This window comes from Arthrobacter sp. zg-Y1110 (genome assembly GCF_025244865.1).
Taxonomy (GTDB): Bacteria; Actinomycetota; Actinomycetes; order Actinomycetales; family Micrococcaceae; genus Arthrobacter_B.
On sequence record NZ_CP104272.1, the window covers coordinates 1,006,163 to 1,031,381 of the forward strand.

The window sequence follows — 25,219 nt, forward strand, 5'->3', positions numbered from 1 at the left end:
ACGGCAGCGGGTTTCCATCCGGTTCTGCCGCACCGGTACCTCGGGTCCCACATACGGAGCCGGCGGCGTCGATGCCCTCTGAGACCGGGGCGTCCCCCCAGCCGCCGTCGGCTCCTTCCCGGGCGCATTCATGCGCCCGCACCCCGCACTATGCGCGTGACGCCAAGCCTGCACGACGCCGGTGAAGGAGACGTTCGATGGAAGTTGCCGGACGCACCCTGACTCCAAGCAGCCGGGACCCTGGAAGGGAAACGGGAAACCAACTTCGCGAACCCCTGCTGGCGCAGGTGGAAAACGCGGTTGCAGGAGCCCTTGAAGCATTGTCCGAAGACCAGAGCGTGGTGCTGACGGGGGCAGCAGGAACAGGCAAGTCCACCGCGATGGCCGGCATCCTGGCCGGCCTCGGCGACCGCTATTCGGTGCTGCAGCTGCGCGGGGCGGCCTCATGGGCAGAAAAACCCTTCGCCGGATTGTTCTGGCTGCTCAGCGAGCTGCCGCCTGAGTCACTGTCCGATCCGGTTTACGTGCTCCAATTCCTCCGGCGGGTCTTTCAGGGCAAGGCCGCCGGACGGCGTCTTGTTCTTGCAATCGAAAACGTTGAGGACATGGATGCGGCAACCGTCGCTGTCCTTCTCCAACTGTGCAGGACAGGCAGTGCCCTGATGCTGGCAACTGTCCGGGATCTCTCCGCCTGCACCAGCGAGTTCGTCCGATGGTGGTCCGAAGAGTCAGTGCACAGGGAAGCCCTGGGGCCGTTGCGTCCCGGCGGAACCCGGGTGTTGCTCGAAGGACTGGCCGGGGGAACGGTTTCCAGCCGGCTGGTGGCCCAGGTGCAGTCGCGGAGCCGGGGCAACCCGCTGCTTTCTGCCGTGTTCCTACGGGAACAGATGGACGCCGGGACAGTGGTTCGCCGCCGTGGAATATGGGTATGGACAGGATCGGTGTCATATTCCGGTGCCTTGGCCGAGCGGGTGGAGGCGGAGACCGGCGGGCTGTCCACGGCGGAACGGTTCGCTGCAGACGTGCTCGCGGTCAGCGGTGCCGTGCCTATTCTTTTGCTCCTGCAGGTTGCCGACCCGCGAGCGGTGGAACGGCTGGAACAGGATCTCCTGGTCTCCTCCGGATCGGCCGGTATCCTTCGGTTCAAGGATCCGCTGCTCGCCGAGGCTGCGGCGGCACTGGTCCCGCCGGGCCGCGCTGCAGAGATCCGGTCCCGGCTCGCGTCGGCCCAGGGGCAGCAGGCAGCCGAAGACAACCGGGAACCCTCACATGCTGCGGAAATGGCCGCTGCATGGGTAGCAGCGCAGGAAGCAGGGAAATTGTCCCGCTCCGGCCGGTGGACGGAAGCCAGCGCAGCCGCGCAGGCAGGGCTGGAGCTGGCGGACAGGTGTGGAATAACCGGTCGCTGGCGGCGGGACCTCCTGTCGGAGCTGTTCTGCGTGTTCCTGCGCTGCGGCGAGCTGCGGCATGCTGCCGATGTCCTGGCCAAAACAGGCGAGGCAGTCGAGGGAATGGAGCTTCGAGGAGGCAACGACCTGTGTGAGGGCATCGTGCAGGTCCTGGGCGGCCGCGCCGACCGCGCCTTGGATTTCCTGCAGCGGGCGATCGTGCAGTTCGAGGAAGAAGAAGGAACAGAGGACCTGGTTCCCCTCGCGGAAACGGCCGCGGCTTATGCATGCGTCCTGCTTGACGACGGCGAGGCGGCCCGCGGCTACCTTTCGGCGGCCGGCGCAGGCACCGGGCACCGTACGGGCGGTGCCAATGCTCCTTCCGCCGGCGCACGGACCTTCGACTGGCAAACCGCGCTCACCCGAAGCTTTTCCGGGTTGTGCGCCGTTCACGGAGTGACGATCCCCGGAGGCGACGGGGAGTTCACTACGGTCGCTGCCGACGGAGGACCCGAGGGCTTTCCTGAGGCCATGCCGGTGTTGGCCGCTGCGGCACTGCACGGCAGGCCCGGGGCAGCCGAGGAACTGCGCGAGGCAGCGGCCGGCTGCAGCGGGGAATCCGCGCAGATGTACCTGGATTTGGCCGAGGGGCTCACGGCGCTCCGTCCCGCCAGCCTGCTCAGGGCAGCGGAGAGGGCGCACGGCCTGGGCCAGTATCTGATGGCACACGGGGCAGCCGGCGAGGCAGTCCGCCTGGCACGCACGCAGTCTGACCGTGTGCGGCTCCGTGCAGCGCGTCGACTTGAGAACGCCAGTTACCGTTTGCTGCGGGCGGCCAACTCGGTGGCCGACCGGTTACCGGAACTGTCCGACTTTGAACGGGAGCTGGCACTCGGGGCAGCAGCAGGGAAGAGCAGTTCACAGCTGGCCGGTGGCCTGCACCTCTCGCCAAGAACAGTGGACTGGCACCTTGGCCGCATCTTTCAGAAACTACGTGTTTCGGGGCGGGCAGAACTGAGGGAGTGCCTCGAGGCGGAGCGCCCCCGTAACTGATGAGTCGCCCCTTGCCCAGTGTTGGCAGCGTTACGGGTGGTTTGTACGGAAAAACCACGTAGGCACGAGCTGCCCCGGCACTATATTTCCAAGTAACCCAAGTGGCATCACTAGGGAGTGCTACTCGTGTAGCGCACACGCACCCTTTCTACTCTGGTGCACGGCAGCAGGGCCGAGTCCTACGCGGAATCCGCACACCAACGGTGCCTGGATGCGACAGCTCCCTGCCGAACGTGTTCCAGAACCGCTTGTACGTGAACCGAAGAACGTTAACCGACAGAAAACGGGTCTCAAAGTGCAGCCTCATGATGATCAGCCGGCCTTTCCCCGTCTTACCGCCGCAGATACGCCGGACGCGGCAGCGGGCACGGACGCCCGACAGCAGGCCCAGCCCGCCGTCGTCGGCAGGGAACAGGTACTGGAAGAAATACTGCAGAACCTGTCCGGAGGCGCGCAGGGAACCGGATGCCTGCTTGTGGGAGAGGCCGGTATCGGCAAGACCGCCGTAATGCAGCACGTGCTCCGCAACCTGCAGGAAGACACGTACATCGTGCAGGTCCGCGGCTCGGTATTTGCGGGGCGGACACCGTTTGGCGCACTGACGTTCCTGCTCTCGGACCTGGATCCGGAGCTTTCCAGCCATCCGGTGATGATCCTGCGCGGGCTCACGCAGCTGGTGTCGGAACGTTCCGGGGGCCGGCCGGTGCTCCTGTCCGTGGACAACGCAGAGGAGCTGGACGAGTTTTCCGCCATGGTGCTTACCCAGATGGTGCTTAACCGCAGTGCCGGCATGCTCGTGGCGTTCCGCGATTTCAGTTCGGCTCCGGCGGAATTTGCCGGCCTTTGGCGGGACGGCATCCTGGAGCGGGTGGATCTTGAGCCGTTGAGCGTACCCGAAACCGCTGCTTACCTCGGTTCCCTGCTGGGCGGTACGGTCTCGCGGGCAGCAGCAGCCGCAGTCCACGACCACGCCGGAGGGAACCCGCATCTGCTGGCACTGGCCCGAACAGACTTCCAGGATGCGGGACGGCTGAAACTGCATAACGGAAGCTGGATCCTTGCCCCGGGTGAAGAAATCCGCGGAGGGCGGGTGGCTGCAGCTGTCATGGGCAACCTCGCCGACCTGCCGCCCGCCCAGACCAAACTTCTCCAGTTGCTGTCAATGGCGCAGTCGCTCCCGTTGCCCGTGGTCCTTGCACGGTTGGACAACGCGGATCTGGACGCGCTGCAGGAAAAGGGAATCGTGACACTCGATGCCCGTCCCGTTGTTGACGTGCTGATCTCCAATCCCGTAGTGGCACGGTCCGTGCGGGCCAGCCTGACACCGGCGCGGCAGCGGCAGCTCTTCGAGGAACTTGCACCGGCGCTGAACACCGGCCTCGTCCTGGATCCGCTCGTCCTGGCCCGCTGGCTGAGTGCCATCGGCGAAGAGCCGGCCCTGGAGCTGGTGCTTCGGGCCGCCCGTCTTGCCACCGCCTCGGGGCAGCCGGAGACAGCTGTCCGGTTGCTTTCGGAGGTCATACACGGTGAGGAAAGCGCCGGGGCCGTCGTCGAACTTGCACGTGCACGCACAGCCCAGGGCGAATACGGGGCAGCAATGGGGGTGCTTGCGCGCTTCCGCGGCAGCGATTCGGTTCCGTCCGGCCAGGACCGGATCCGACTGCTGCTCGCTGAGGGCAAGGTGATGTGCATTGAAGCCACCGGACTGCGCGATCCCCGCTCCGCGGAAGCTCCCGCGGAGCCGGCCCGAATGCGGCATACGGATCTCTTTGAGCAGGCGGAACGGGAGATCGCTGACCTCCGTGACGGGAATGGGGGAGATACTGCCGATCTGGTCAGGGAACTTGCTTTGGCCCGTGCCGAATGCCATTCCGCTCATGGCCGGTTCGTGGCCAACGCCAGCTACCTGGCTGATCTGGACATCCCCGATGCGGGCTTCCGGATACTGCGTGCCGCCTGGCAGGCCGAGGCGTGGAGCATGACCAACCGCCAGGATGACGCCGTCGAGCAGGCGGGGAAGGTGGAGCGGCTGCTCCAAGGAGCGGAGCTTACTGCCGGTAACCGTGCCCGCGTGGTCAGCAGGCTGCTGCATACCTATGCGCTCACCGGGGCGTTGCCCGCCTGCGAGCGGTTGCTTGAGCGGTCTGCCGCCGAGGGCATGGAGGGCACGTACGCGGAATTGGCTGAAGGATTGCTGCATGCCTTCGCCGGCAAGCCGGAACCGGCGCTCGCCGCACTGACCCCCGGGGTCAGCCAGCTGACGGTTAGCGGACCCGCGGCGTTCCTTCCGCTCGCCGCTGCCGCGGCAGCGTACTGCCACGCTTTGGAGGGGCGCAGCGAGGAAGCGCGCCGGTACCTCCAGGTGCAGCGCTCGGCGGCGGACGGCGGCCCTTGGACGGTTCGCCGCGGTGCCCGGCACTTCGCGGCCCTGACCGAAGCAGCGCTTGGATCGGAGACCGGCAGTTCTCGTTTTTCCTCGCTCGCGGCCCAGGACCACCGGCGGGGGGCCTACGCCTATGAACTGTTGGCCCGGTTCACCGCCATGCGGCTGGGCGATGAGGAAAGCCTGGATGACGTCCTCTCGGTGGCGGCCAACCAGGAAGGGGACTTCGCCTCATTGTGCGAGCTTTATGCCAAGGGGCTGGGCAACGGGGACGCCCAGGTGCTGCTGCGGGCGTCTGAGGTGGCCGCCGGGGTCGGGCATGTGCTGCTGGCCCGGGAAATCTCGGAACATGCCTTGAGCATTGCCTCCGGAGCCGGGGACCGCGCCACCGTCCGGTTTATCCACCGCAGCCGCCGGGTGGCAGCTCCCGATTCTCCGACCGAAGCCGCGGACGAATTCCTTGGAGCACTCACCGCCAGGGAACGCTCCATTGCCCGGAAGGCCGTGGCGGGCACCAGCAACAAAAAGATCGCAGAGGAACTGGGCATCTCGGTCCGGACGGTCGAAGGACATCTCTATCAGGTGTACTCCAAACTCCATGTGGGAAGCCGGCGGGAACTGGCCCGAACTATTGCCGAGCAATCAGGGGCGAAGAAATGACGCACTGGGGACAGGGCCGCCGATTGTTCGGCCGCGAACGTGAACTTGCAGAGGTGACGAACAGGCTCCTGGACCCGGGGCTGCGCGGCGTCGTCCTGCTGGGAGCCGAGGGGATCGGCAAGTCCTCCCTCGCCGAACTGGCGGCTGAGCGCCTCAGCTCCATCATGGTTCCGTATTATGTCTGCGGGTCCCCGGTGTTGTCCCGGATGCAGTACGGCATCCTGTCCACGTATCTGGGTTCCGCCACGGCTGCAGAAATGGAGTCCCCGCTCGCGGTCCTGCGGACGGTGCGGGCGCATTTCCAGCGGCTGACGGAAACCAGCGGCATGCAGACCCTGCTGGTGGTGGATAACGCCCAGCACATAGACGAGGCCAGCGCGCACCTGCTGACCCAGCTGGCCATGTCCGGAGAACTACGTCTGATGGTCATTTCCCGCGCCCGGGCACCGCGGATCCATGAGCTGCTCTCACTGGCCCGGGACGGTCTGCTGGCCCGGATAGACCTGGGGCCGCTGTCCCGGCACGCCGTTCACGAGTTCTGCGTCAGCGTCCTCGGAGGCCCCGTGCTCCAGGCCTCGAGCACGCTGTTGAGCCGGATGTCCGGCGGCAACCCGCTTTACGTGAAGGAATTGTTGACCCGGGCCCAGCGGCAGCAGCGGCTTCTGGAAGTGAACGGTGCCTGGTATCTGGGGAAAGAGCCCGACAGCCTCGACACCTCGCTGGTGGATCTGGTCAAGGGCATGCTGGCTTCGCGCAGCCCCGCAGAACGCAATGTCCTGGAGACGGTGGCGCTCGCCGAACGGTTGCCGCGGTCCGTTGTGTCGGCGGTGTCCGACGACGAGGCCGTCCGCTCGCTCTTGATCGACGGGATCCTCGAAATCCTGCCGGACCGGGATGAATCCGTGCATCTGGTGCAGCCGCTGCACGAGCAGATCATCCGCAGCCTCGTTCCGGCCGCCCGCAGCGCCGAAATCCGTGCCCGGGTCCTGGGCCGCTACGAGCCCGGATCGCTGCTGGATACGGTGCAACCGGCCCGCCTGGACACCCTGCTGAGGTACACGGAGTGGGCACTCGACTGCGGCGAACGGCTTTCCGCCGAGGAGTTGCTGGCGGCGGCGCGTGCAGCAAACGGAATGTGGGACGCAGCACGCGGCCAGCGTTTCGCTGCCGCCGTCCACCTGCCTGCGTTCCGGAAGGCCGCAGAAGTGGAGCTTGCCATTTCGTCTGCCAAACAGGGCAGCTACGGACGTGCCCGGACCCATTTGGAAGCACTCAAGACGGGTGCGGGCGATACCTGGGATCAGCGGAGCCTGCAGCGAGCTGCCTTCACAAGTGCGCTGATGCTCCGCCAGAGCAACGCGGACGCCGAGGAATTGAATGCCCTGGCGCAGCGATGGACCGAGGTGGCCACCGTCATGGCCGCAAGGGAGATGGCGTCCGCCGGAACGCCGCCCGGAGTGTCCGCCGGGGCTGGAGTGCTCGCGGCCGCGGCACTGGTGCTCAACGGGGACTACGCCGAAGCCCGCACCCGGCTGGCCGCCCTCGCCGGCGACGGGGAAGAACCGCAGTCCGCCGACGACGTCGAGCGGGCCTTGATCATCCACGGGCTCTATGCGGAAGTGCTGGGGGCGTGCGGCGAGGTGGGACCGGCACTGAAACAGGCGCAGGCCGCCGCGAACCTCCTCGCAGGCAGTGCCGGCCGGTTCCGCTGCTATTCCGGGTTCGTTTTTGTGCGCCATGCCCTCGCCCTGCTCCACGGCGGCCGGTTTGCCCAGCTGGAACAGCTGATCGCCAAGATGCACACCGGACCCCAGCCTCTGCTGACCGTGCTGGGAGGAACATTGGGCGTGTTTGAGGCCGCCCTCGAAATCCACCGGGGGAGATTGCACGAAGGACTGCAGAGGCTGCGCCCTGCCGTGGAAGCGCTGCGCGACAAGGACCCCGAGCTGATGCTTCCCTACGCCCTCGGCTTGGCCTGCTACGCCTCGACGGTGGTCGGAGATGGAACTCCTGCTGCCGGGCTGGACACTCAGGTGTCCGCCGCGGGCTACCCGGGTCCCCGGCATTTGTGGCTTACCGCCCAGGCTTATGCGGCGGCTGCTGAGGCCTCCCAGTCCACCGAGGGCCCCACTTCCGGCAGGCTGGCGGTGCTGGCGGCCGAGGCCCGGGCGGCCGGGCTGCGCAGCAGCGAAAAGGACATCCTGGAACTGTGCCTTGCCGTGGGGGACCTGACCCAGGTTGGACGGCTGGCCGAGCTGACGGCGGATTTCGAGGGTGCAGAGGCCCAGGCCCTGCACGCCTATGCCGCGGCGGTCGCCTCCGGCAATCCGGACCGCATGGTTGCCGCCGCCGAGGACGCGATCGGAGCACAAAAGTACCTGGTGGCCGTGGAGAGCATCGGCCATGCGATCCGCTTCTACGGAAACCACGGAAACCTGCGCCGGCAGCGCGCCCTTATCCAGCAGCTGCGGCGGCGACGGGAGGAACTGGCGGGAGTAACCGTCTCCTACCTGAGTCCGTCTCTGCACCTGGTCCGGCTCACCCGACGGGAACACGAGATTGTGGCACTGCTGCTGTCCGGGGCAACTACCAAGGACATTGCCGGCCACTTCACGCTGTCCCAGCGGACCGTGGAGGGGCATGTGTACCGGATTTACGTCAAGCTGGGGATCAGCCGGCGGGCGGATCTGGAATCTGCCTACCGCGCCCTGGAACCGGGCCACCGAACTGCGCCTCTGCTGTAATCGACCGTCCGGAAAGCCGCTCTCGGAGCGTGCCGGAATACGTACACGTACAGGTACCGCGTATAAGGCAGGTACCGCCGCTTTCCAGGGCGAGTTCCGCCCGCTCAGTTGAGTATCCGTTACGCGTGTCCGCCATGCATTGCCGCTCCTAAGTTGATGTCAGCTGAGTAGACGTTGGAACGGAAAAGGGACGACGGTCTCGTTATGGGGGGAAAATGGGCACTCGTCTGTTGCCGAAAGAGCTCCGTCGTAAGGCGCCGAACGCTGTGCATGCCGAGGCAAAACACAGGGCAGCCGAACGAACGGTATCGGAACGCAAGGCGCCCGATCTGGTGCTTTTTTCCGCCACAGGTCCTCAAGGGGCGCTTTCCGACGGCTCCGTCATGGCGCAGGTCCGCGATGCAGCTGGATCCGTGCTGCCGGCGCAGCCTTTCGTCTTTCCCAGTTTCACCACGGCCAAGCCGTTCAGCAGGACCGGGCGTACCAGGAGCGCAGCAGTACTTTGGAACCGCCGTTACGCCCGAATCCTTTCGGTCTGTGACGCACTGATTGTGTTCGCTGCTGTCTTTGGCGGCTATCTCGTGCGGTTCGGGCTGGAGCCCGCCGTATTGCCGGTCGGCGTGTTCGAGACCAGCTACCTGGTGGTAGCGGCGGTCACGGGCTGCGCCTGGCTGCTGGCCCTGTCTGTCTACCGGACCCGGGATAAACGAATAACCGGAATGGGCACCGACGAATACAAGCGGCTGGTGAATGCCACCGTGGCCCTTCTGGGCGGGCTCGCCCTTGCCTCGGTAGCTTTCCAGTTCGACCTTGCGCGGGGCTATTTCGGCTTCGTGCTCTTCGCCGGCACTGCCGGGTTGGTCTGTAGCCGGTGGTTCCTGCGGCAATGGCTGGCCGGCCAGCGGCAACGCGGTCGCTACCTCTCGAAAGTGCTGGTTCTGGGCAGGCCGAGGGACGTACGCTACGTGACCCACCAGATCGGGAAGAAGTCACGGGCCGCCTACCAGGTGGTGGGGGTGGCGCTGACTGGAAAGCCGCGGACCTGGCTGGAAGTGGACGGCACGCGTGTTCCCGTGGTGTCGGATGAGCACTCGGTGGTCGACGCCGTGCGGCGCGTGGGTGCCGACGCCGTCATTGTCGCGGGTCCCACCAAGGGCGGCAGCAGGTATGTACAGGAGCTTGGCTGGCAGCTGGAGGAATCAGCCACGGAACTGATCCTCACCACAGGACTGACCAATGTGGCCGGCCCGCGGATTCACGCCCGCCCGGTGGAGGGACTGCCCCTGATGCACGTCGAGCTCCCGCAGTACGCCGGTGCCCGGCATGCCATGAAACGGACCCTGGACATAACCCTCTCCGGGCTGGCCCTGTTGGTGCTGTTGCCGATCTTCCTCATCCTGGCCGTGCTGATCAAGAAGGACAGTCCCGGTCCCGTCATCTTCCGCCAGGAACGCGTAGGGCGGGGCGGCCGGAAGTTCCTCATGTACAAATTCCGGTCAATGGTGGAAACCGCCGAAGACGATCTTGCCGGACTGCTGGACCGTAATGACGGAGACGGCGTGCTCTTTAAAATGCAGCACGACCCGAGGGTCACCGAGGTGGGTCGATGGATGCGCAAGTACTCCCTCGATGAGCTGCCCCAGTTCTGGAACGTATTCATGGGACACATGTCCCTGGTCGGCCCGCGGCCCCCGCTGCCCCGCGAAGTGGCCCGGTACGGCAACCGGGTGCACCGCCGCCTCTACATCAAGCCCGGCCTCACCGGTATGTGGCAGATCAACGGGCGGTCGGAACTGAACTGGAAAGACGGCGTCCGGCTGGATCTGTACTACGTCGAAAACTGGTCGCTTGCCGGCGACCTCATCATTCTCTGGCGGACGGTGCAGATGCTCCGCCGGCCAGTGGGCGCCTACTAGAGCGTTCCCCGCCGGCTTCGGCTGGTCTCCCTAAGCAGAAAGCGGAAACCATGGAATGTTTCGTTACCGGACCCGGCGGATCACGGCTGGTCGTCTCCTCCCGGGGGGACCGGCCTCGGCAATCCCGGGGGATACGCCGGAGGCCGCACGATGCTGCGGCATAAACCCCGTCCGGAGGGGGAGGACGACGGCGCCGTCATCGATTTGTCCAAGGCGCCCGGATCCAAGGAATCCTGGGGAAAGCCACTGTATGCGGTGGCTCTGTGGTCCGCGTGTGAACTGGTCTTTGTCACCAACCCGTGGCAGATCAGTTCCCGTCTGCGGGTCGCTGTGCTGCGGGCCTTCGGGGCAGAGATTGCCGACGGTGTGATCTTCCGTCCGCGCACCCGCGTCAAGTCACCGTGGAAACTCCACATCGGCCCCCGGTCCTGGATCGGTGAAGGCGTGTGGTTCCACAACCAGGACAACATCTGGATCGGAGCCGACGTCGTCATATCGCAGGAAAGTTTCCTGACCACGGGCAGCCACCGGGTCCGTACCGACATGGGGCTGGTGACCAGCCCCATCCGGATTGACGACGGCGCCTGGGTCACGTCACGCTGCATGGTGCTGGGGGGAGCCCGAATCGGTAAGTCCGCAGTCATCCAGCCAATGACCGTGGTCAAGGGGGCGGTCGCGCCGGGACAGGTCTTTGGCAGCGCCGTCGGACCGACCGAGCTGGGGGAACGGTTCCTCCCCGCGTCGGAGAGCAGCAACGTGGATCGGAAATCGTCGTGAGGACCGCAGCCGGGTACCCGCTACGCGGCGCGGACTTCGCGCAGTGCGTCCTCCAGCAGCGGAAAGATCTTCCCCGCCAGGTAGTCATGGCCAACGTCCGTGGGATGGACACCGTCTTCACTGATCAATCCGGTGTTGTCGCCGGCAAACCAGCCGGCCGCCAGGGCATCAACGTAACGGACGTCTTCCTCGCTGGCGGCCCGAGCCATGGCCTCGTTGTTGGCCTGGATGAAATCCGGAGCGGTGTCCTGGGGCCAGACGGGTCCGACGGCGACGATGCGGGCCCCCGGCGCACGGTCCCGGACATCCGAGTACAGCGACTTGGCAGCCGCGTACATGGCATCGTCCGTCTGGAGGCCGTCATTCCTGCTGCCGAAAACCAGGACGACATCCGTATCCTCCCTCAGCCGGAGAGTGGCGATCTCCCGGAAGGCCAGACCCTCGTTGCCGCGGGCTATGTAGCCGGACCCTGGCTGCGCCATGACGTTCAGTTCGACGGTATCGCCGCGGTCCGTGAACCGGGTGCCGACCAGCCGGGTCCAGTTTGCCGCGCCGCGGCCGCCTTCCACGGAACCCGCCGTGTAGGAATCGCCCAGGACATCGATTTTCACCACGGAATCTGCGAAAACCTCGCCAGTGCCGGGGCTTCCGGGCGTGGACGTCGAGGACGGACGCGGGGAAAGAGTCCGGCTGGTGGTCCCCGGGGCCTGGGAAAGTGCGTACGCCGAAACCAGTCCGGCAGTCACGGCAAGGACCAGGAACCAGACGAACTTCCGGCCCTGCCGTCTCCTCCGGGAACGGCGCTTGGATATGTGGCGTCCATGTCGAGTAGGCATTCCTGAATCGTAATCGAATAGTCCCGGAAATTGATACTAACTCGGTCCATAAATACTTAATCCAGGGGGAGTACGTGAGTAAAATACCTGTTTATCTTTTGAGCGATACAAGCTATGCAAGAAATGCCTCTGTAATGTTCCACGGAGCACACGGGACGTCCGGTCAAACATTCCTTCAGGGCGCCGCGCGAATGGGTCGAACCGCTGCGACTGCCGCGCCATACCGTGCATCTTTCGGTCGCTTCTCCGTTAATAACGGAGTTCAGCGGGAAAAGCGAGGCCGGTATCAAAACGTCGGGATTTGGGGCGGGCGGGTAGTCGGGGAATATGCTCCGGAGAGTTTTATGCGGCGTGCTGCCCTTGATTCACCTGCTTATTGCCGTTTTGCCGGACGGGGGCTGAAATCTGGCCACCGGGCGGTGCAGAATGCATTCCTCTCATTCGGTTTTACCGATATTCGCGGAATTCCCGAGGTGGACGGAGACTGCCGGGCCGGGCAGCAGCGAAACGCGGGGTCCACCTCTCCCGCAGACCAGGGGAGCGGCAAGTGAAGGCGAGGGGTCAGGGTGCCGCCGGTGGACTGCTTACCTCCGTGCCCAAGACCGCCGACGGACCTGCCGCGAGCCCGGCTATTCAAGAGCACCGGCGACGGGACCGTTCGGGTCCGGTCCCGGCCGTCCTGCAGATCGGCGGGCTCGCGGGTGCGGCAGCCGGCGGCGTATGGGTAGTGGCCCAGATGCAAAGTGATGCTCTGGCCGGACTGGGAGTAAAAGTCGACCTGGTTGGTGGCTGGTTAGGCGTTCCGCCGGCTACGCACGCCGGCGCCGCGGCGCCGCAGGCTCCGTCCATCCCGGCGGACCGGGGCCGGCCGGCGGTGGTACCCCGCCTCTTCCGGATGCGTCGGCCCGCACCGGGAGCCGGGCTGCGGGCCCCGGTCAGTCTGGCACTGCCGCGCTACGTACGCAGGGCCGCAGCAGGGGCCGATGTCGCGCACGTGCACCTCTGCCGGGACTTCGTGACCTGCGCTTCGGCGTTCCTGCTGGTCCGGGCCAAGGTACCGGTTGTGGCCCAGGCGCACGGGATGCTCCAGCCTTCCCGGCGCCCCCTGCTGCGGGCGTTCGACCTGCTGATCACCCGCCGCATCCTGCGGATCCCGACTCTCTGGCTGACCCTCACCGAGGACGAGGAACGGGGGTTGACTGAGCTGGGAGTGGATCCTGCCCGTTTCCACCGTGTCGTGAATGCGTCGGCGGAGCCTCGGCAAAGATGGTCGGACCCGGACACGGCCGTGTTCCTGTTCGCGGCCCGGCTTGCACCGCGCAAACAGCCCGGGGTTTTCGTGCAGGCTGCCATACAGGCCCTGGACGCGGGACTGGACGCCCGGTTCGTCGTCGTCGGACCTGATCAGGGCGAAGCAGCGAAGGTGCGCGCCTTGATTGCTGCATCCCGGCACGCGGACCGTTTCGAGTTCGTCGGAGAGCTGCCGGCGGCCGGCGTCCAGGCGCGGATGGCGGCGTGCACGGCCTACGTCCTGCCTGCCCTATCCGAGCCATACCCCATGACGGTGCTTGAAGCGGCTGCGCTGGGCACACCCCTGATCCTCACTGTGCAGTGCGGACTGGCTCCCCTAATGGCCCGGCAGGACGCCGCCGTGGTGGTGGAGCCGGATGTTTCCACCGTTCGGGACGCGATGCTTGAGCTGGCACGAAACCCCGCTGCCCGCGTGCGGATAGGTGGCAACGCCCGGAGGGTTCACCGGGATAACTGGTCCACCCGCGCACTGGCCGAAGACCTGCTCACAACCTATCGCGGCGTAGCCGCGTCGGAGGGAAGGCAGCCGTGACAACCCTCTTGCCCGCCGGTACCGAGATAGAGAAGCGCTCGAGCGCTCGGTCCGCCGCCGCCATGGTGGCGTTCCTCGCCTTTGGCGTGGTGCTCCCTCTGCTGGTCCGCGGCGCCAGCAACGTTTTTTACACCGACACGGATTTCCTGATCCGCTACGCCGTCGTGCTTTACGCCGCCGTGAAACTTGCCCTCGTGCTTAGCCAGCGGGCGATCCGCCCCGTCTCCGGTGTGTTCTGGATCTTCGTCTACACCTGTATGGGGGTGGCACCGCTCGCGCAGTTGACCACCGGGCGGTCCACAGCCCTCGCGATCCAAGTGGATGACCAGATGCTGACGGGGGCCAGCTTGCTCACCCTTCTGGGGTGCGTCTGTTTCGACATCGCCTACCACTCACGGCTGCGCCGGCCGCCGGCAGATATGACCAGGATGCGTGTGCACAGGCTGCGCGGCATCAGGGTCCTGCGCATATTTTCCATTGCTGCGCTGGCAGCGGGATTGTTTTATATCGTCCAAGTGGGCGGTGTGGCCGTCTTTTTCCTCAGCCGGCAGGAGGCCGGTGCGGCACTTGATGCGATCAACCCGGACAGCGGCCAGGCCTTGCGGGCGATCATCTCGGGCGCAGGGTCGGTGGCCAACCTCTGCGCGCTTATCTTCTACATTCACGTGGTGCGTACCCGGGAACATGCGCTGGCGATCCTTGACGTCATCCTCATGGTGGCGCTGGTGCTGATGAACGTCGTCGTAAACAACCCGATTTCCAACTCACGCTACTGGGTCCTGGCTGTGTTGTTCGGCCTGGTCCTCCCGCTGATCCGGGGACGCAAGGCGCTGTTCAACCTTGCCATCCTGGGCGGAACACTTGCCTCGATCTTCGTTTTCCCGCTGTCGGACATCACCCGCCGGGCCGCCGGTACGCAGGCGCCGCTGCAGGTCGATTCGGTGTGGACGATGATTGCCACGAAGGATTATGACCAGTTCACCATGCTGGCCAACACCCTCGGCTATACCGCTGACCACGGACTCTCCTGGGGTATGCAGGCGCTTGGGCCGCTGCTTTTCTGGGTGCCGCGGGTGGGCTGGCCGGATAAGCCGTACGACACCGGTGTTGAGGTGGGCATCTGGATGAACAACTCGAATCTCAACCTGTCGGCGCCGCTCTGGGCGGAGGCCTGGATCAATTTCGGACTGCTCGGCGTGGTGCTGGCCTTCGTCGGCCTCGGCGTCTTGGCCCGCCGCCTGGACACGGCGTACCGAGCGGACGTACTGGGCATGGGGTCCGTCGGGTATCTGGGGATCTCGATCTTTGCGGGCTACCTCTTCATCCTGATGCGCGGATCGCTGCTTCAGTCCATGGGCCGGCTGATGATCCTGGCGATTTCCATCCTCATCCTGACCACGGTGGCCAACGGCCGCGAAAGGAGCACACGATGAGCGGGCCCCTGCCACTGCCCCAGGCACCGGACCGCCCGGGGTTCCGTGCGTCCTTTGACCAGCTGAGACAGGCACAGAAAACCCGCAAGGGCGTTCCGTTGTATCTGCTCTACGTGAACCGGCCGGCCGGCCGCGCGGTCGCAGCGGCCCTTCGGAGCACCCGGGTTGCCCCCAACCACGTGACCTGGGCCGGAGCGGTCCTCACCTACGGGTCATTGGTCTGGCTGGCGCTGTGGGCGCAGCCCGAGCCGGCGGCCGCACTGGCGGGCCTGCTGCTCGCGGCCGGGTATGTACTTGATTCCGCGGATGGGCAGCTGGCCCGGTTACAGGGCAGCAGCTCGGCCTATGGTGAGTGGCTGGACCACCTGCTGGACAACGGCCGGATAACGGTAATGCATATTGCCGCTTTCTGCTTTCTGGCGCGGACAACGGACTACGACGTCGTGCTGCTGGCTCTCGGCTGCGGTGTTTTCCTGCTGGCCAGCTCAGTGATTTTCTTCGGGGGAATGCTTTTCGACCAGCTGGCGAGGAACGCCCGGACGGATCCCGGTCCTGGCGCCGGATCGGATGGGGGTTCCGGACCAGCCGCCGACGCGAAGCCGGATGCTGACCGGCGCCTGTTTATCCGTTCGGTGGTGATGCTCCCGGCGGATTATGGCATTACGTGCCTGGCTTTCCTGGCGGTGCCCGAGCCTTCGGTCTTCCTCACCGTCTACCTCATCCTGGCAGCCGCGCATGTTGTGCTCGGTGCGGCGTTTGTGCGGCATTGGCGGTCCAAGCTCCTCCGGCTGCGCTAATGGGAGCACTGCGACGCTTCGCCACCTTCGCCGACCAGGGCGTCTCGAGTGTGTCCAATTTTGTAGCCGTCGCCGTAGCGGCGAACGTGGCGGGCACCGGCGAGTTCGGCCAGTTTTCGCTCGCGTACGCCGGGTTGCTGCTGTTCCTCGGAGCGCAGCGCGCATTCGTGGGCGAAACTTTGCTGGTGCGCTACTCGCGCACCGGTGCCCTCAACGCACAGGTTATCGCCGCCAGCCTCGGCGGCTCGGTGCTCGTGGCCGTACCCGCGGCACTGTTCCTGCTGGGAGGTGCTGGCCTGGCAGAAGGGCAGGACGCACTCCTGTGGATGATCATGGCGCTGGCAGCACCGTTTATCCTGCTGCAGGACAGCCTGCGGTACCTCTTCATCTGTCAGGGACTGCCCGCACGGGCGCTGGCCATAGACGGACTCTGGGCGGGCCTGTCCATTCCTGCCATGCTGCTGGCGGCGAACGCTGGCTGGTCCCTGGTTCCGGTGCTCTTATGGTGGATCGCGGGTGCGGTCGCAGCGTTGGTCGTTGGCCTGATACTTGCCCGCAGTGTTCCGGCCGTGATCGCCGGAGCACGCTGGCTGTGGCTGAACCGGGACTGCGCATTCCGTTACCTGGCAGAGTTCGCTGCCCTAAACGCCTCAAGCTTCGCGGTGCTGTATCTGCTGGTCTTTCCATTGGGTGCCGCCGGTGTTGGGGCCCTGCGTGCGGCGCAGCTGCTGTTTTCGCCGCTGAACACCGTTTTCGGTGCAGTGAAGACGGCGATCATTCCAGAGCTGGTGCGCTCGCGGGGGACGGCAGCGTTCCGGCGGCGGATGCTGGAAGCCTCCGCGGTGGTGTGCGTACTCGCTGTGGCCTGGGGTGCTGCCGTGCTGCTTCTGCCTGATGCTGCCGGGGAATTTGTATTGGGTGATACCTGGTCCAACGCCACGGAGCTGCGCTGGCCGTATGCAGTTCACTATTTGGCCATGGTCCCTTACACGATCATGCTGGCCTATTTCCGGGCCTCCGAGGCCAACCGGCTTTCCACGCTTATGCGTGCAGTCCTTGCCGGCTTAACCCTCGTACTGCCGCTCTGTTTCGCCCTGACGGAATCAGTGGCGGCCACAGCGTGGGGCTTTGCGGGCGCCGTCGCTCTGGCCTCGGTCTGCGGCTTGCTCAGCCTGGTCGTCAGGCGCCGCAGCAGAGCTGAGGCAGCGACGGCGCAGCAGGTCTCCAGCAGGTAGACGCCCGGCAAAAAGCCCGGCACCTGATCAGGGTGACCAGGTGCCGGGCCTCTGCCTGCCGCATTACACAGTGCGGTCCGTCGGGACCGCGGGGGACGGGAGTCAGCTCTTTACAGGGTGCTTCCGGCGGGCGCTGCGGCCCTCACCGCCGTGCACGATAGCAGCTTCAGCTTCGGCGATCGGCGACGACGGCTGGCCGCTCTGCTCTCCGTCCAACGGTGACGCAGGAACCGCTCCGTAACCGGCGAGGTACGCCGAGTTCGCATCCGGGCCCTTCCGCGGTATGCGGTTCAGGACGACCCCGATGACGTTGGCTTTCACCAGGTTCAGCTGTTCAACTGCCTTGGACAGATTGTGCTGGCTGACCTTTGTGGCACCGACCACCAGCAGCAGGCTGTCCGTGTACCGGGTCAGAATAGTGGCGTCGGCCACCGGCAACACCGGCGGGGCATCAAAGATCACGACGTCGTATGCCTCCTCCATCTCCCCGATCAGCTTCTGCATGGTGGACGAACCCAGCAACTCCGTGGGGTTTGGCGGCAACGGACCCGAGGTCAGGACGGACAAGCCGCCGTTGCCCCAGTGCTGCGCCGCATCGGAGAGGTTGGTACGCCCGATCAACACCGTGGTCAGTCCCACGGTTTGCTCCAGGCCGGTGGCAGCGGCCACCGAAGGGAGGCGCAGGTCGGCGTCGACCAGCAGGACGCTGCGGCCGCTCTGCGCGATGCTCAGCGCCAGGTTCAACGCCACTGTGCTCTTGCCTTCTCCGGCCTGGGACGACGTGACGACTACGGACTGCATCTCATGCCCGACGGCGGCGAACTCCAAGTTGGTCCGCAGCTGGCGGAACGCATCGCTGCCCGAGCCGCCGAGCACGAACGGTGCGGAGGAGACCCCGGGGGTCGCCGATTCAGTGATACCGCCCAGCAGCGCCAGTGAGGTGGACCTGCGCAGATCGGCTTCCGTTCGGACATGCCGGTCCAGGACGTTCCGCAGGATGGCTACCACCAACCCGGTGGCCAGGCCGTAAAGCAGGCCGAGCAGCAGATTCAGGGAAGTCTTGGGGCTGGATGGGCTGACAGGTGCCTGCGCGGTGTCCACTGAGGACAGCCGGACCGGCGAGGGCAGCCCGTTGGTGGGACGCTCCAGGTCTGCCACGGACACAATCAGGCTTGAGACGACGCCATTGGCAATCTCCGCGGCGCGCTCAGGAGAGGAATCGACGGCTTCGATCTCAATGAGCACGGTGTTGCGGGAGGTTGAGGCTTTGACGTTCTTTGCCAGCTCCGGTGCGGTGGTGTCAAGGTTGAGCTTTTCAATCACCGGGTCCAGGACCTGCGGCTTCCGAACCAAATCCACATAGGACTGAACGCGCGCCAGTGCGAAGACACTGCCCTGCTGCAGTTCGGCCGATGACTCCACGTTTTGGGTCGAGACAAAGATACTGCTGTTGGCGGTGTAGGCCTTCGGCATGATGACAGACACCACGGCGGCCGTGATCAGGCCAATGAGAGCGAATGAAACGATAAGCATCCAATTTCGTCGCAGGACGAGAATCTGTTCGCGCATATCCATTGGTTACCCCTTCCCTTGGATAAGATGGCTGGTTGGTTGCGGTGCTTGGTGGATCCGGCGCCTCATGAGCGGAACCATGAGTGGCACTGGCTGGAATCCACCCGCGCGGCATCTGTCCCGATGGTGACCGGTGCGGAGCCGTCGTAGTTTCCGATCAGCGCGCCGGACCCGGTATAGATCGAGATGCTGCATCCGTCGATGCCTGTGTAGGCACGGTAGGTGCCCGGAGCAATGGAGGGTTCTTCTGCGTGCGGTGCGGGCTCGCCCACGTTGAAGACCCCGTCCGGGAATCCGAGTGCGGATGCCTCGAGCTCCGGCAGCAGGTCCGCGCACAGAGCATTGATCGCGTCGGTCATCTCGGCCGAGGGATTCGTAATCAGCTCGCTGACCACGGCCTCGGGATCGGACGCCTTTGCGCTCAACAGAACGTCGCATCGTTCCTGGCCGACCTGCAGCACGGCGTTAGGATCAACGCCCTCGGGCACCTTGCCCTCAAGGAAGACTTTCTCGGCGTCGTTGAACGTGGGCTGCGGTGCCGGCTGCGGGGACTGCTCGCCTGTGGGCTGTTCCTCCCCGCCAGGGGCCGCGGACGGGGCGCCGGACGGGGATTCGCCCGCAGCGCTGCCGCCGCCGGACGGGGAAGACGGCGCGGAGGGGATGGAGCTGGCCGTAGCCTTCGGGGTTCCCTGTCCGGGGTCGGAGGAACTGCAGGCTGTGGCCGTCCCCAGCAACGGAACCAACAGCCCGGCGGCGAGCAGACGTGCCGCCACGGGTTTACCGAGACCTGTTTTCATTCGATGTGCTTTCTCTTCTAGGCGGAACCTGTGCCCGCCGGCCGGATGTCAGGGGGCGAAGACGAGGGTCAGGACCGGACGGCGGGTGGATGATGCTTCCCTGGTGTAGAACCACGCATTGTCCGTACCGGTGCTGGTGATGCCCAGGTCCACGGATCCGGCCAGCATCGCGGAGATGGCCTCCGGATCAAGGTTGACGGTGTAGGGACTGTTGACAGCGAGAGGCGCAATGCTGCCCAGCAGGGTCGACGCCAATGCCGGCCGGGTGTTCCAACTGGTTGCCGCCTCCGACCAGCTGCCGGTAACGGGGTGGATCGTGTGCTGGTCCAGTGATCCCGCGATGGACTCGGTGGTGGTGTAGAGCCGGAGGGTGGCCGATTGCAGGCGCATCCCGTCCGGCACCTCGGCGCCGGGCAGGAACCGCACATACGAGGTGTAGCCTAGGCTGCCGCGGGAGGCCATGGTGACGGGGGAACCGAACGTCGAGTTCGGCGCTGACTGATTGACATAGGTGTCCGCCGACGGCGTCAACGTCAGCGTGACCGGCTCCGCAGGGACTTCGGCGTCGGGAACTGTTGCGGAGGCCGGTGCCGAGGCCGGTCCGCTGTTCTCCGCCGCGTCCACGGCCACGATCCGGTAATGGTAGGTTCCTGGTGCCAGTTCCCTGTCCTCGTAGGAGAGCGCCGTCCCGGGCACCGTGGCCAGCAGGGTTCCTGCGGACGGAGTGAAACCCTCCACAGCTGACCGGTGGACCTGGTACCCGGTGACTGCCACATTGTCGGTGGCAGCGGTCCAGCCCAGGTTCACGGCGGTTCCGGAGAGGGTGGCAGTTGCACCAGCCACCGCCGACGGCGGCGTGCTGTCCGGGGCCGGAGCGCCTCCGCCCGCGGCTGCGTAATGCGCCTGCACCATGGCCTCGCTCAGGGCCGAGGGGTAGACGGCGAATTCATCAACGCTGCCCTGGAAATACCGGCTGCGGGGCATCTGCGGCCAGGTCGAGCCCAGTTGGTCTCCGCCGACCCGCCAGGAACCGGCGACTGATTCGTTGGTGGTCACGTCGTTCGCACCCACCTGCTCGCCGTCGACATAGAGCACCATGCCGTCGGGTCCTTGGGTGGCCACTACATGGTGCCAGGCGTCGTCGTTGTAGGTCGCGGGAGAGATAAGCGTCTGGGCACTGCCGTTCCAGACCCCGAAGATGAGGTTGCCGGCGTTGTTCATGTAGACGTGGCGGTCGTAGCTGTTGCTTAGGCCGGGGGAAGTATTGTTTCGGCGCGGCTGGCCGCTGCCGAAGCCGAAGATCTTTCCGCCCGTGGTGGTGTCGGTACGGAACCAGGCCTCGGCACTGAACACCTTGGGCGGGGTGACCCGCTGCGGGCCGTAGACGTAATCGTCAACACCGTCGAAGCTGGTGGCCCTGTTGGTGTCGCCGGAAAGCGCTCCGGTGGCTGAGCCCATGACGGGAGAGCCGTAGGGCAGTCCCATCCGGTCGCCTGCGGAGTCCGGCGCGGCGGCAAAGGAGTCGCCGAGCCGCCAGTAGGTTTCGGCGCCGTCGGCGCGGACCCTGGAGGGGTATGCCTGAGCGGCGGTGGCCGTGGTGATCTGTACCTGGGCCGAGAGTGCTCCCACGTGTCCGTTGGGGTCGTTGGCGCGCACCCGGTAGGAGTAGCTGACCCCGGGTGCCGCGGTGGTGTCCGTGAAGGAGGCCTGCGGCAGGTTCCACCAGAGCGAGGACGCCGGCACGGTGCTCAACGGCGTGGAGGATCCGTTGCGGTAAATGCTGTAGGTAAGCTCCGAGTCATCGGCGTCCGTTGCGGTCTGCCAGCGGATGGTGTTCTGCCCGGCGGCGCGGGACTCGGCACTGACGAAACGGGGTGTGCCGGGGCCGGCGGCGCCGGGACCGGGACCGAACCGGGTCAGGCTTTGCTGTGCCTTGCCGTTGGTGGTGGTGAATTCACCACCGACCCACAGCACGTCGTTTGATCCGGTGGTGGTTTGTGCAAGGGTCCGCGGGCCGATGCCTTCACCCTGCCCGTCATTGGTGAGGGGGTTCCACTGCATCATGGGGGAGGGGTTGTCCACGTCCTGGGCGCTGAGGTGGATCCGGCTTCCATCGGTGAACGAACCCATGCTGCCGCAGTCGTGCGCATGGTGGGCGGAGTAGAGGCTGCGCTGGTAGACGGACACGGCCTGCGTGGCGCCGAGGCAGGTGTCCCTCCAAACCTGGTCATACGTGCCCAGATCGAGGCGGGCCCGTCCGTCGAAGACACCACCGCCGGTTCCTTCGTTGCCGATGTAGAAGCTGGTGGCATCCGAGGTGATGCTTTTCACCACTGATGTTCTCGGAATGAAGAAGTTCGGGTACGTCCTGATGCTGCTGCCCGAGACCGGGTCGACGACGGCCAGGGCCTTGGAATCGGTGCCGTTCATGGTCGTGAAGTCTCCGCCGGTGATGACAACGTTCTTGGCGGGCGGGACGTGCAGGGCCCGGACGGGCAGGTCCGCTGACGGGGCCCAGGGAAGCAGCGCTCCGGTCGGTGTGACGGCGGCGAGGCGATTGCGGGGGGTGTTGCGGACGGTGCGGAAGTCCCCGCCGAAATACACGGTGTCGCTGGTGGCGTCGATGGCGCGGACAGTAGCGGAAACGCCGCCGGGATTGAAGCTGGTTTTGACGGTGCAGCCGGGCAGGTTGATCGCCGCGATGCTTGAGGCATTGACGCCGTTGACGGAGCTGAAGCTGCCGCCGATGTAGAGGGTACGCCCGTCCGGGGAAACATCCATGGCGCGGACGGTGCCGCTGCCGCCGGTGACCGAGAGGTTGCAGTTGGTCGGGTTGCCTGTGTAGGCGTCGAAGGCGGCGAAGTTCACGGCGCTGCGTGTTCCGGTGCCGCCGGCGGTGGTGCCGGGCGGGCGGATGGCGGTGAAGGTGCCGCCGGCGTAGACGATGCCGTTGGACTGTGCCAGTGCCCAGACGATGCCGTTGGTCTGCCAGGTGGGCAGGTCGGTGGCAGAAAAAGCGACGCCGGGACTGATGGCCGACGCCGGCGTTGCAGTCCCTGCCAACGTGGTTGCTGCCAGGGCCGCAACCGTCAATAAAGCTGCTAGTGATTTACGCACGCCACGCCTCGTTTACATGGGGTCGGGACGATTTGCCCGAGACTGTGAGCATCGTAGCTGTGCCGAAGAGGCCGTTTGCACGGTGTCTATTACCCGACTTGTGCCCGGCGTTACGCGGCATCCGTGCACCGGTACCCGTGTTTGCAGTGAGGCTACTCGAAGCCGAAAAATGCCCTTTACCGCCGGTTCCCGGGACTGGAAGATAAGCCGGAAAGTCACCGTCGCAGCTGGGGGTCCATAGGTCATGCCTGTAAAAGTCGGTTACGCCTCGGGCGTCTACGATCTCTTCCATATCGGCCATTTGAACCTGCTGCGTGAGGCCCGGGACCGGTGTGATTTCCTTATAGCCGGCGTCGCTTCGGCGGAAATGTCCCAGCGGCTCAAAGGCACCACCCCGGTGGTTCCGCTGGCCGAGCGGCTGGAGATCGTGCGCAGTATCCGGTTCGTGGACGCTGTGGTGGTGGATGAACACGTGAACAAGGCCGAGACGTGGCGCGAAGTCGGATTCAACGTTTTCTTCAAAGGCGACGACTGGCGGGGCACACCGAAGGGCGTACGCCTGGAACGGGACATGAAGCTGATCGGTGTCGAAGTCGTCTACCTGCCTTATACGGCGACGACCTCTTCTACGATGCTGCGCCGCGCGCTGAGCGCCATCACCGGTTTACCCGGCGATTCGGCCCTGAACGCATGAAACACCGCGGCACTCCCGGACTGGGCGCCCCGGCGGCCTCCGGGCCGAGCCGCCGCAGCGTATTGGCCCTTGGAACCATAGGCCTGGCCTTGGCCGGATGCATGCCCAAGGACACGGATCCGGACGGTGCATCCGAAGAGACCCCCGCGGCAGCCCAGGTGCACACGGTGCGCTCACTCTTCGATTCGCATCCCTTCCAAGTGGCCCACCGCGGCTCCTGGGACAACTGGCCCGAACACACCATGACTGCATACCGGGAAGCGGCCCGTGCCGGCGCGCCGGCCTTGGAAGTTTCGGTGTGCTCGACGGCGGACGGCACCCTAATCTGTCATCACGACATCGATACCGGAAGAACCACCGGGCAGAACCTGGTCATTAGCGACACGACATGGAAAGACCTGTCGAAGCTGCGCGTCGACGCCCGGCCGTGGCTGGGGCCGCAGATGCCGGTGGAACCGATTCCGCGGCTGCAGGAGGTGCTGGATGCGTACGCCGGCACGCACGTGATCTTCCTCGAGGACAAGCAGGGCACCAACACCAAAGCACTCCTGGATCTGATGGACACCTATCCGGATTCGCGCCGGCACATCATCTGGAAGCAGTCCGCAGTGGCAAAACAGATCTGGGCGGTGACCGAGCGCGGATACGACAGTTGGGGCTACTTCACCGAGGAACAGATGTCCTTGCTGCCGGAAAGCTATGAGCGGTTCACGTTCCTGGGAATCAACACCCTCGCCACGGACGCGGAGATCACCGCCGCGGTGGCAACGGGGAAGCCGGTGATCTGCTGGGAGGTCCATTCCCGGGCGGAACGGGACCGGCTGATCGGGCTTGGAGTCGCGGGCCTCATGAGCGCGAACGTTCCCTATCTGTCGGTCCAGACGTCTCCGGAAACCGCCGATCGCTTCGGGGACGGTCTCCGCGCAGCCGGGGACCTTCCCTGGACGGTTAAACAAGGGTGGAACGTGCAGCCGCAATTGGATGCGGATGAGGGGGTGCTTCGGCTCCACGCCCCGGTGAACAGCAGCTACCGGATGGGGTCCATGGGGCCGGTGGAGCAGGACGTGTACAGCATCGAGTTCGAGATGCGCTGGCCCGGACAGCTCCCCGGCATCGAAGGGCACGCAGGCCTGGCGTTCGGGCAGGAGAACGATCTGCCCTACCGGGTGCTGATACCGAGCGAGGTGGGCGGCTACCACCTTGTGTTCCGGCCGAACGGGGAAATGGCACTGCTGCTGCGCCATTCAGGCGAACCAAACGGCCTGCGGCTCGCCGTCCTGGAGACCCAGCCGGCCAAATCCGGCGAATGGCTCTCCTTTAAAATCGACATAGCCCCCGACAGCCTGCGCTTCTCCCGCCGGGACAGCTCCGGATGGGGAGGTATGGCTGTTGAACGCAGCTACCGCGGCGGTTACTTCAGCCTTACCCGCAACTACGCCGGGGAATTCCCGGTTGAGTTCCGCAATGTGGCAATCACCTGATCGGCAGTTCCCGCCGCAAACCCCGCCGCAGCAACGCGGCCATTCCGATCCCGGCCAGCGCGCCGGCGCAGTTGAGCAGGACGTCCCTCGCATTGCCCACCCGTTCGGGAAGGAACAGCTCCTGGGCCAGTTCGCCGGTTCCGGACAGCATGGTGCAGAGCAACAAAGCGATCCACCACCGCTGCGGGGCCATAAGGCAGGCGGCCATGAAACCAAGCGGCACGAAGAGCACCACGTTTGCGGAGGCCTCCAGGGAGGCGTAGCTCAACCCGGGCAGGCCCAGCTCCTCGAGCCGGTGCAGCGCCCCCAGCAGCCGCCCGTACAACGGGCGGTCCACCGGTGTTGGCCACAGGACCACCGCAAGAATGCCGGTGGCAAGGACCACGGCAGCAGCAGCTTTGGCTGCCCAGCGGATCCGGTAACTTGGAGGGCGCTCGGTAGGTTTCCTGCGCATGTTCCTTCCCGGCTGTCCAAACGGCTTTGGCTGGAAACT

16 protein-coding genes are annotated in these 25,219 nt (G+C 65.6%); 11 read left to right on the top strand and 5 right to left on the bottom strand.

The features are described from left to right. Positions 1–197 precede the first annotated feature (197 nt). The 5 genes from N2K99_RS04715 (at position 198) to N2K99_RS04735 (ending at position 10,921) form a co-directional block, all read left to right on the top strand. Positions 198–2,441, top strand: coding sequence for a LuxR C-terminal-related transcriptional regulator (locus N2K99_RS04715; RefSeq protein WP_227934018.1), 2,244 nt, complete (start codon positions 198–200; stop codon positions 2,439–2,441). Positions 2,442–2,736: 295 nt separating this feature from the next. Then, entirely contained in the window at positions 2,737–5,484 is a 2,748-nt protein-coding gene (locus N2K99_RS04720) for a LuxR family transcriptional regulator (protein WP_227934019.1), read from the top strand. Next, on the top strand, positions 5,481–8,228 hold the full coding sequence (locus tag N2K99_RS04725) for a LuxR family transcriptional regulator (RefSeq protein WP_227934020.1): 2,748 nt from the start codon (positions 5,481–5,483) through the stop codon (positions 8,226–8,228). Before N2K99_RS04720 ends, N2K99_RS04725 begins: the two co-directional genes overlap by 4 nt. Positions 8,229–8,560: 332 nt before the next feature. Further along, a complete protein-coding gene (locus N2K99_RS04730) occupies positions 8,561–10,144 on the top strand; it encodes a sugar transferase (RefSeq protein WP_227934021.1) in 1,584 nt (527 codons plus the stop codon). A gap of 150 nt (positions 10,145–10,294) precedes the next feature. Further along, complete coding sequence (locus tag N2K99_RS04735) at positions 10,295–10,921, top strand: acetyltransferase (RefSeq protein ID WP_227934022.1); 627 nt, start codon at positions 10,295–10,297, stop codon at positions 10,919–10,921. A 20-nt stretch (positions 10,922–10,941) separates the two neighbouring features. On the opposite strand, the gene N2K99_RS04740 is transcribed toward N2K99_RS04735, so the two are convergent. After that, positions 10,942–11,757, bottom strand: coding sequence for an SGNH/GDSL hydrolase family protein (locus N2K99_RS04740; protein WP_227934023.1), 816 nt, complete (start codon positions 11,755–11,757; stop codon positions 10,942–10,944). Positions 11,758–12,304: 547 nt separating this feature from the next. On the opposite strand from N2K99_RS04740, the gene N2K99_RS04745 reads away from it, so the two are divergent. From N2K99_RS04745 to N2K99_RS04760, 4 genes are read left to right on the top strand one after another with little or no spacing between them, the layout of a single operon-like run. Next, positions 12,305–13,600, top strand: a complete 1,296-nt coding sequence (locus N2K99_RS04745) for a glycosyltransferase (RefSeq protein WP_227934024.1) — start codon at positions 12,305–12,307, stop codon at positions 13,598–13,600. Further along, a complete protein-coding gene (locus tag N2K99_RS04750; RefSeq protein WP_227934025.1) occupies positions 13,597–15,033 on the top strand; it encodes an O-antigen polymerase in 1,437 nt (478 codons plus the stop codon). The genes N2K99_RS04745 and N2K99_RS04750 overlap by 4 nt, the downstream gene beginning before the upstream one ends. Continuing rightward, complete coding sequence (locus tag N2K99_RS04755) at positions 15,030–15,830, top strand: CDP-alcohol phosphatidyltransferase family protein (protein ID WP_227934026.1); 801 nt, start codon at positions 15,030–15,032, stop codon at positions 15,828–15,830. Before N2K99_RS04750 ends, N2K99_RS04755 begins: the two co-directional genes overlap by 4 nt. Next, the gene (locus N2K99_RS04760) at positions 15,830–17,065 is read left to right on the top strand and encodes a hypothetical protein (protein WP_227934027.1); all 1,236 of its coding nucleotides are present in this window, start codon (positions 15,830–15,832) and stop codon (positions 17,063–17,065) included. Before N2K99_RS04755 ends, N2K99_RS04760 begins: the two co-directional genes overlap by 1 nt. 102 nt (positions 17,066–17,167) lie before the next feature. Here the strand turns inward: N2K99_RS04760 and N2K99_RS04765 are convergent, their stop codons facing one another. From N2K99_RS04765 to N2K99_RS04775, 3 genes are all read right to left on the bottom strand, one after another. Next, the gene (locus tag N2K99_RS04765) at positions 17,168–18,634 is read right to left on the bottom strand and encodes a polysaccharide biosynthesis tyrosine autokinase (RefSeq protein WP_231711919.1); all 1,467 of its coding nucleotides are present in this window, start codon (positions 18,632–18,634) and stop codon (positions 17,168–17,170) included. Between the two features lie 68 nt (positions 18,635–18,702). Beyond that, positions 18,703–19,434 carry a hypothetical protein gene (locus N2K99_RS04770; RefSeq protein WP_227934029.1) on the bottom strand — a complete coding sequence of 244 codons (732 nt, stop codon included), beginning with the start codon at positions 19,432–19,434 and terminating at the stop codon, positions 18,703–18,705. Between the two features lie 48 nt (positions 19,435–19,482). Next, a complete protein-coding gene (locus N2K99_RS04775; RefSeq protein WP_227934030.1) occupies positions 19,483–22,551 on the bottom strand; it encodes a LamG-like jellyroll fold domain-containing protein in 3,069 nt (1,022 codons plus the stop codon). 244 nt (positions 22,552–22,795) lie between these two features. Between N2K99_RS04775 and N2K99_RS04780 the strand changes: the two genes are divergently transcribed. Beyond that, positions 22,796–23,245: an adenylyltransferase/cytidyltransferase family protein gene (locus N2K99_RS04780; protein ID WP_227924308.1), complete on the top strand. Its 450-nt coding sequence runs from the start codon at positions 22,796–22,798 to the stop codon at positions 23,243–23,245. A 101-nt stretch (positions 23,246–23,346) separates the two neighbouring features. Further along, positions 23,347–24,726: a glycerophosphodiester phosphodiesterase family protein gene (locus tag N2K99_RS04785; RefSeq protein WP_227934031.1), complete on the top strand. Its 1,380-nt coding sequence runs from the start codon at positions 23,347–23,349 to the stop codon at positions 24,724–24,726. Here N2K99_RS04785 and N2K99_RS04790 read toward each other — a convergent pair. After that, the gene (locus N2K99_RS04790; protein ID WP_227934032.1) at positions 24,719–25,180 is read right to left on the bottom strand and encodes a VanZ family protein; all 462 of its coding nucleotides are present in this window, start codon (positions 25,178–25,180) and stop codon (positions 24,719–24,721) included. The genes N2K99_RS04785 and N2K99_RS04790 overlap by 8 nt on opposite strands. Positions 25,181–25,219: the final 39 nt, after the last annotated feature.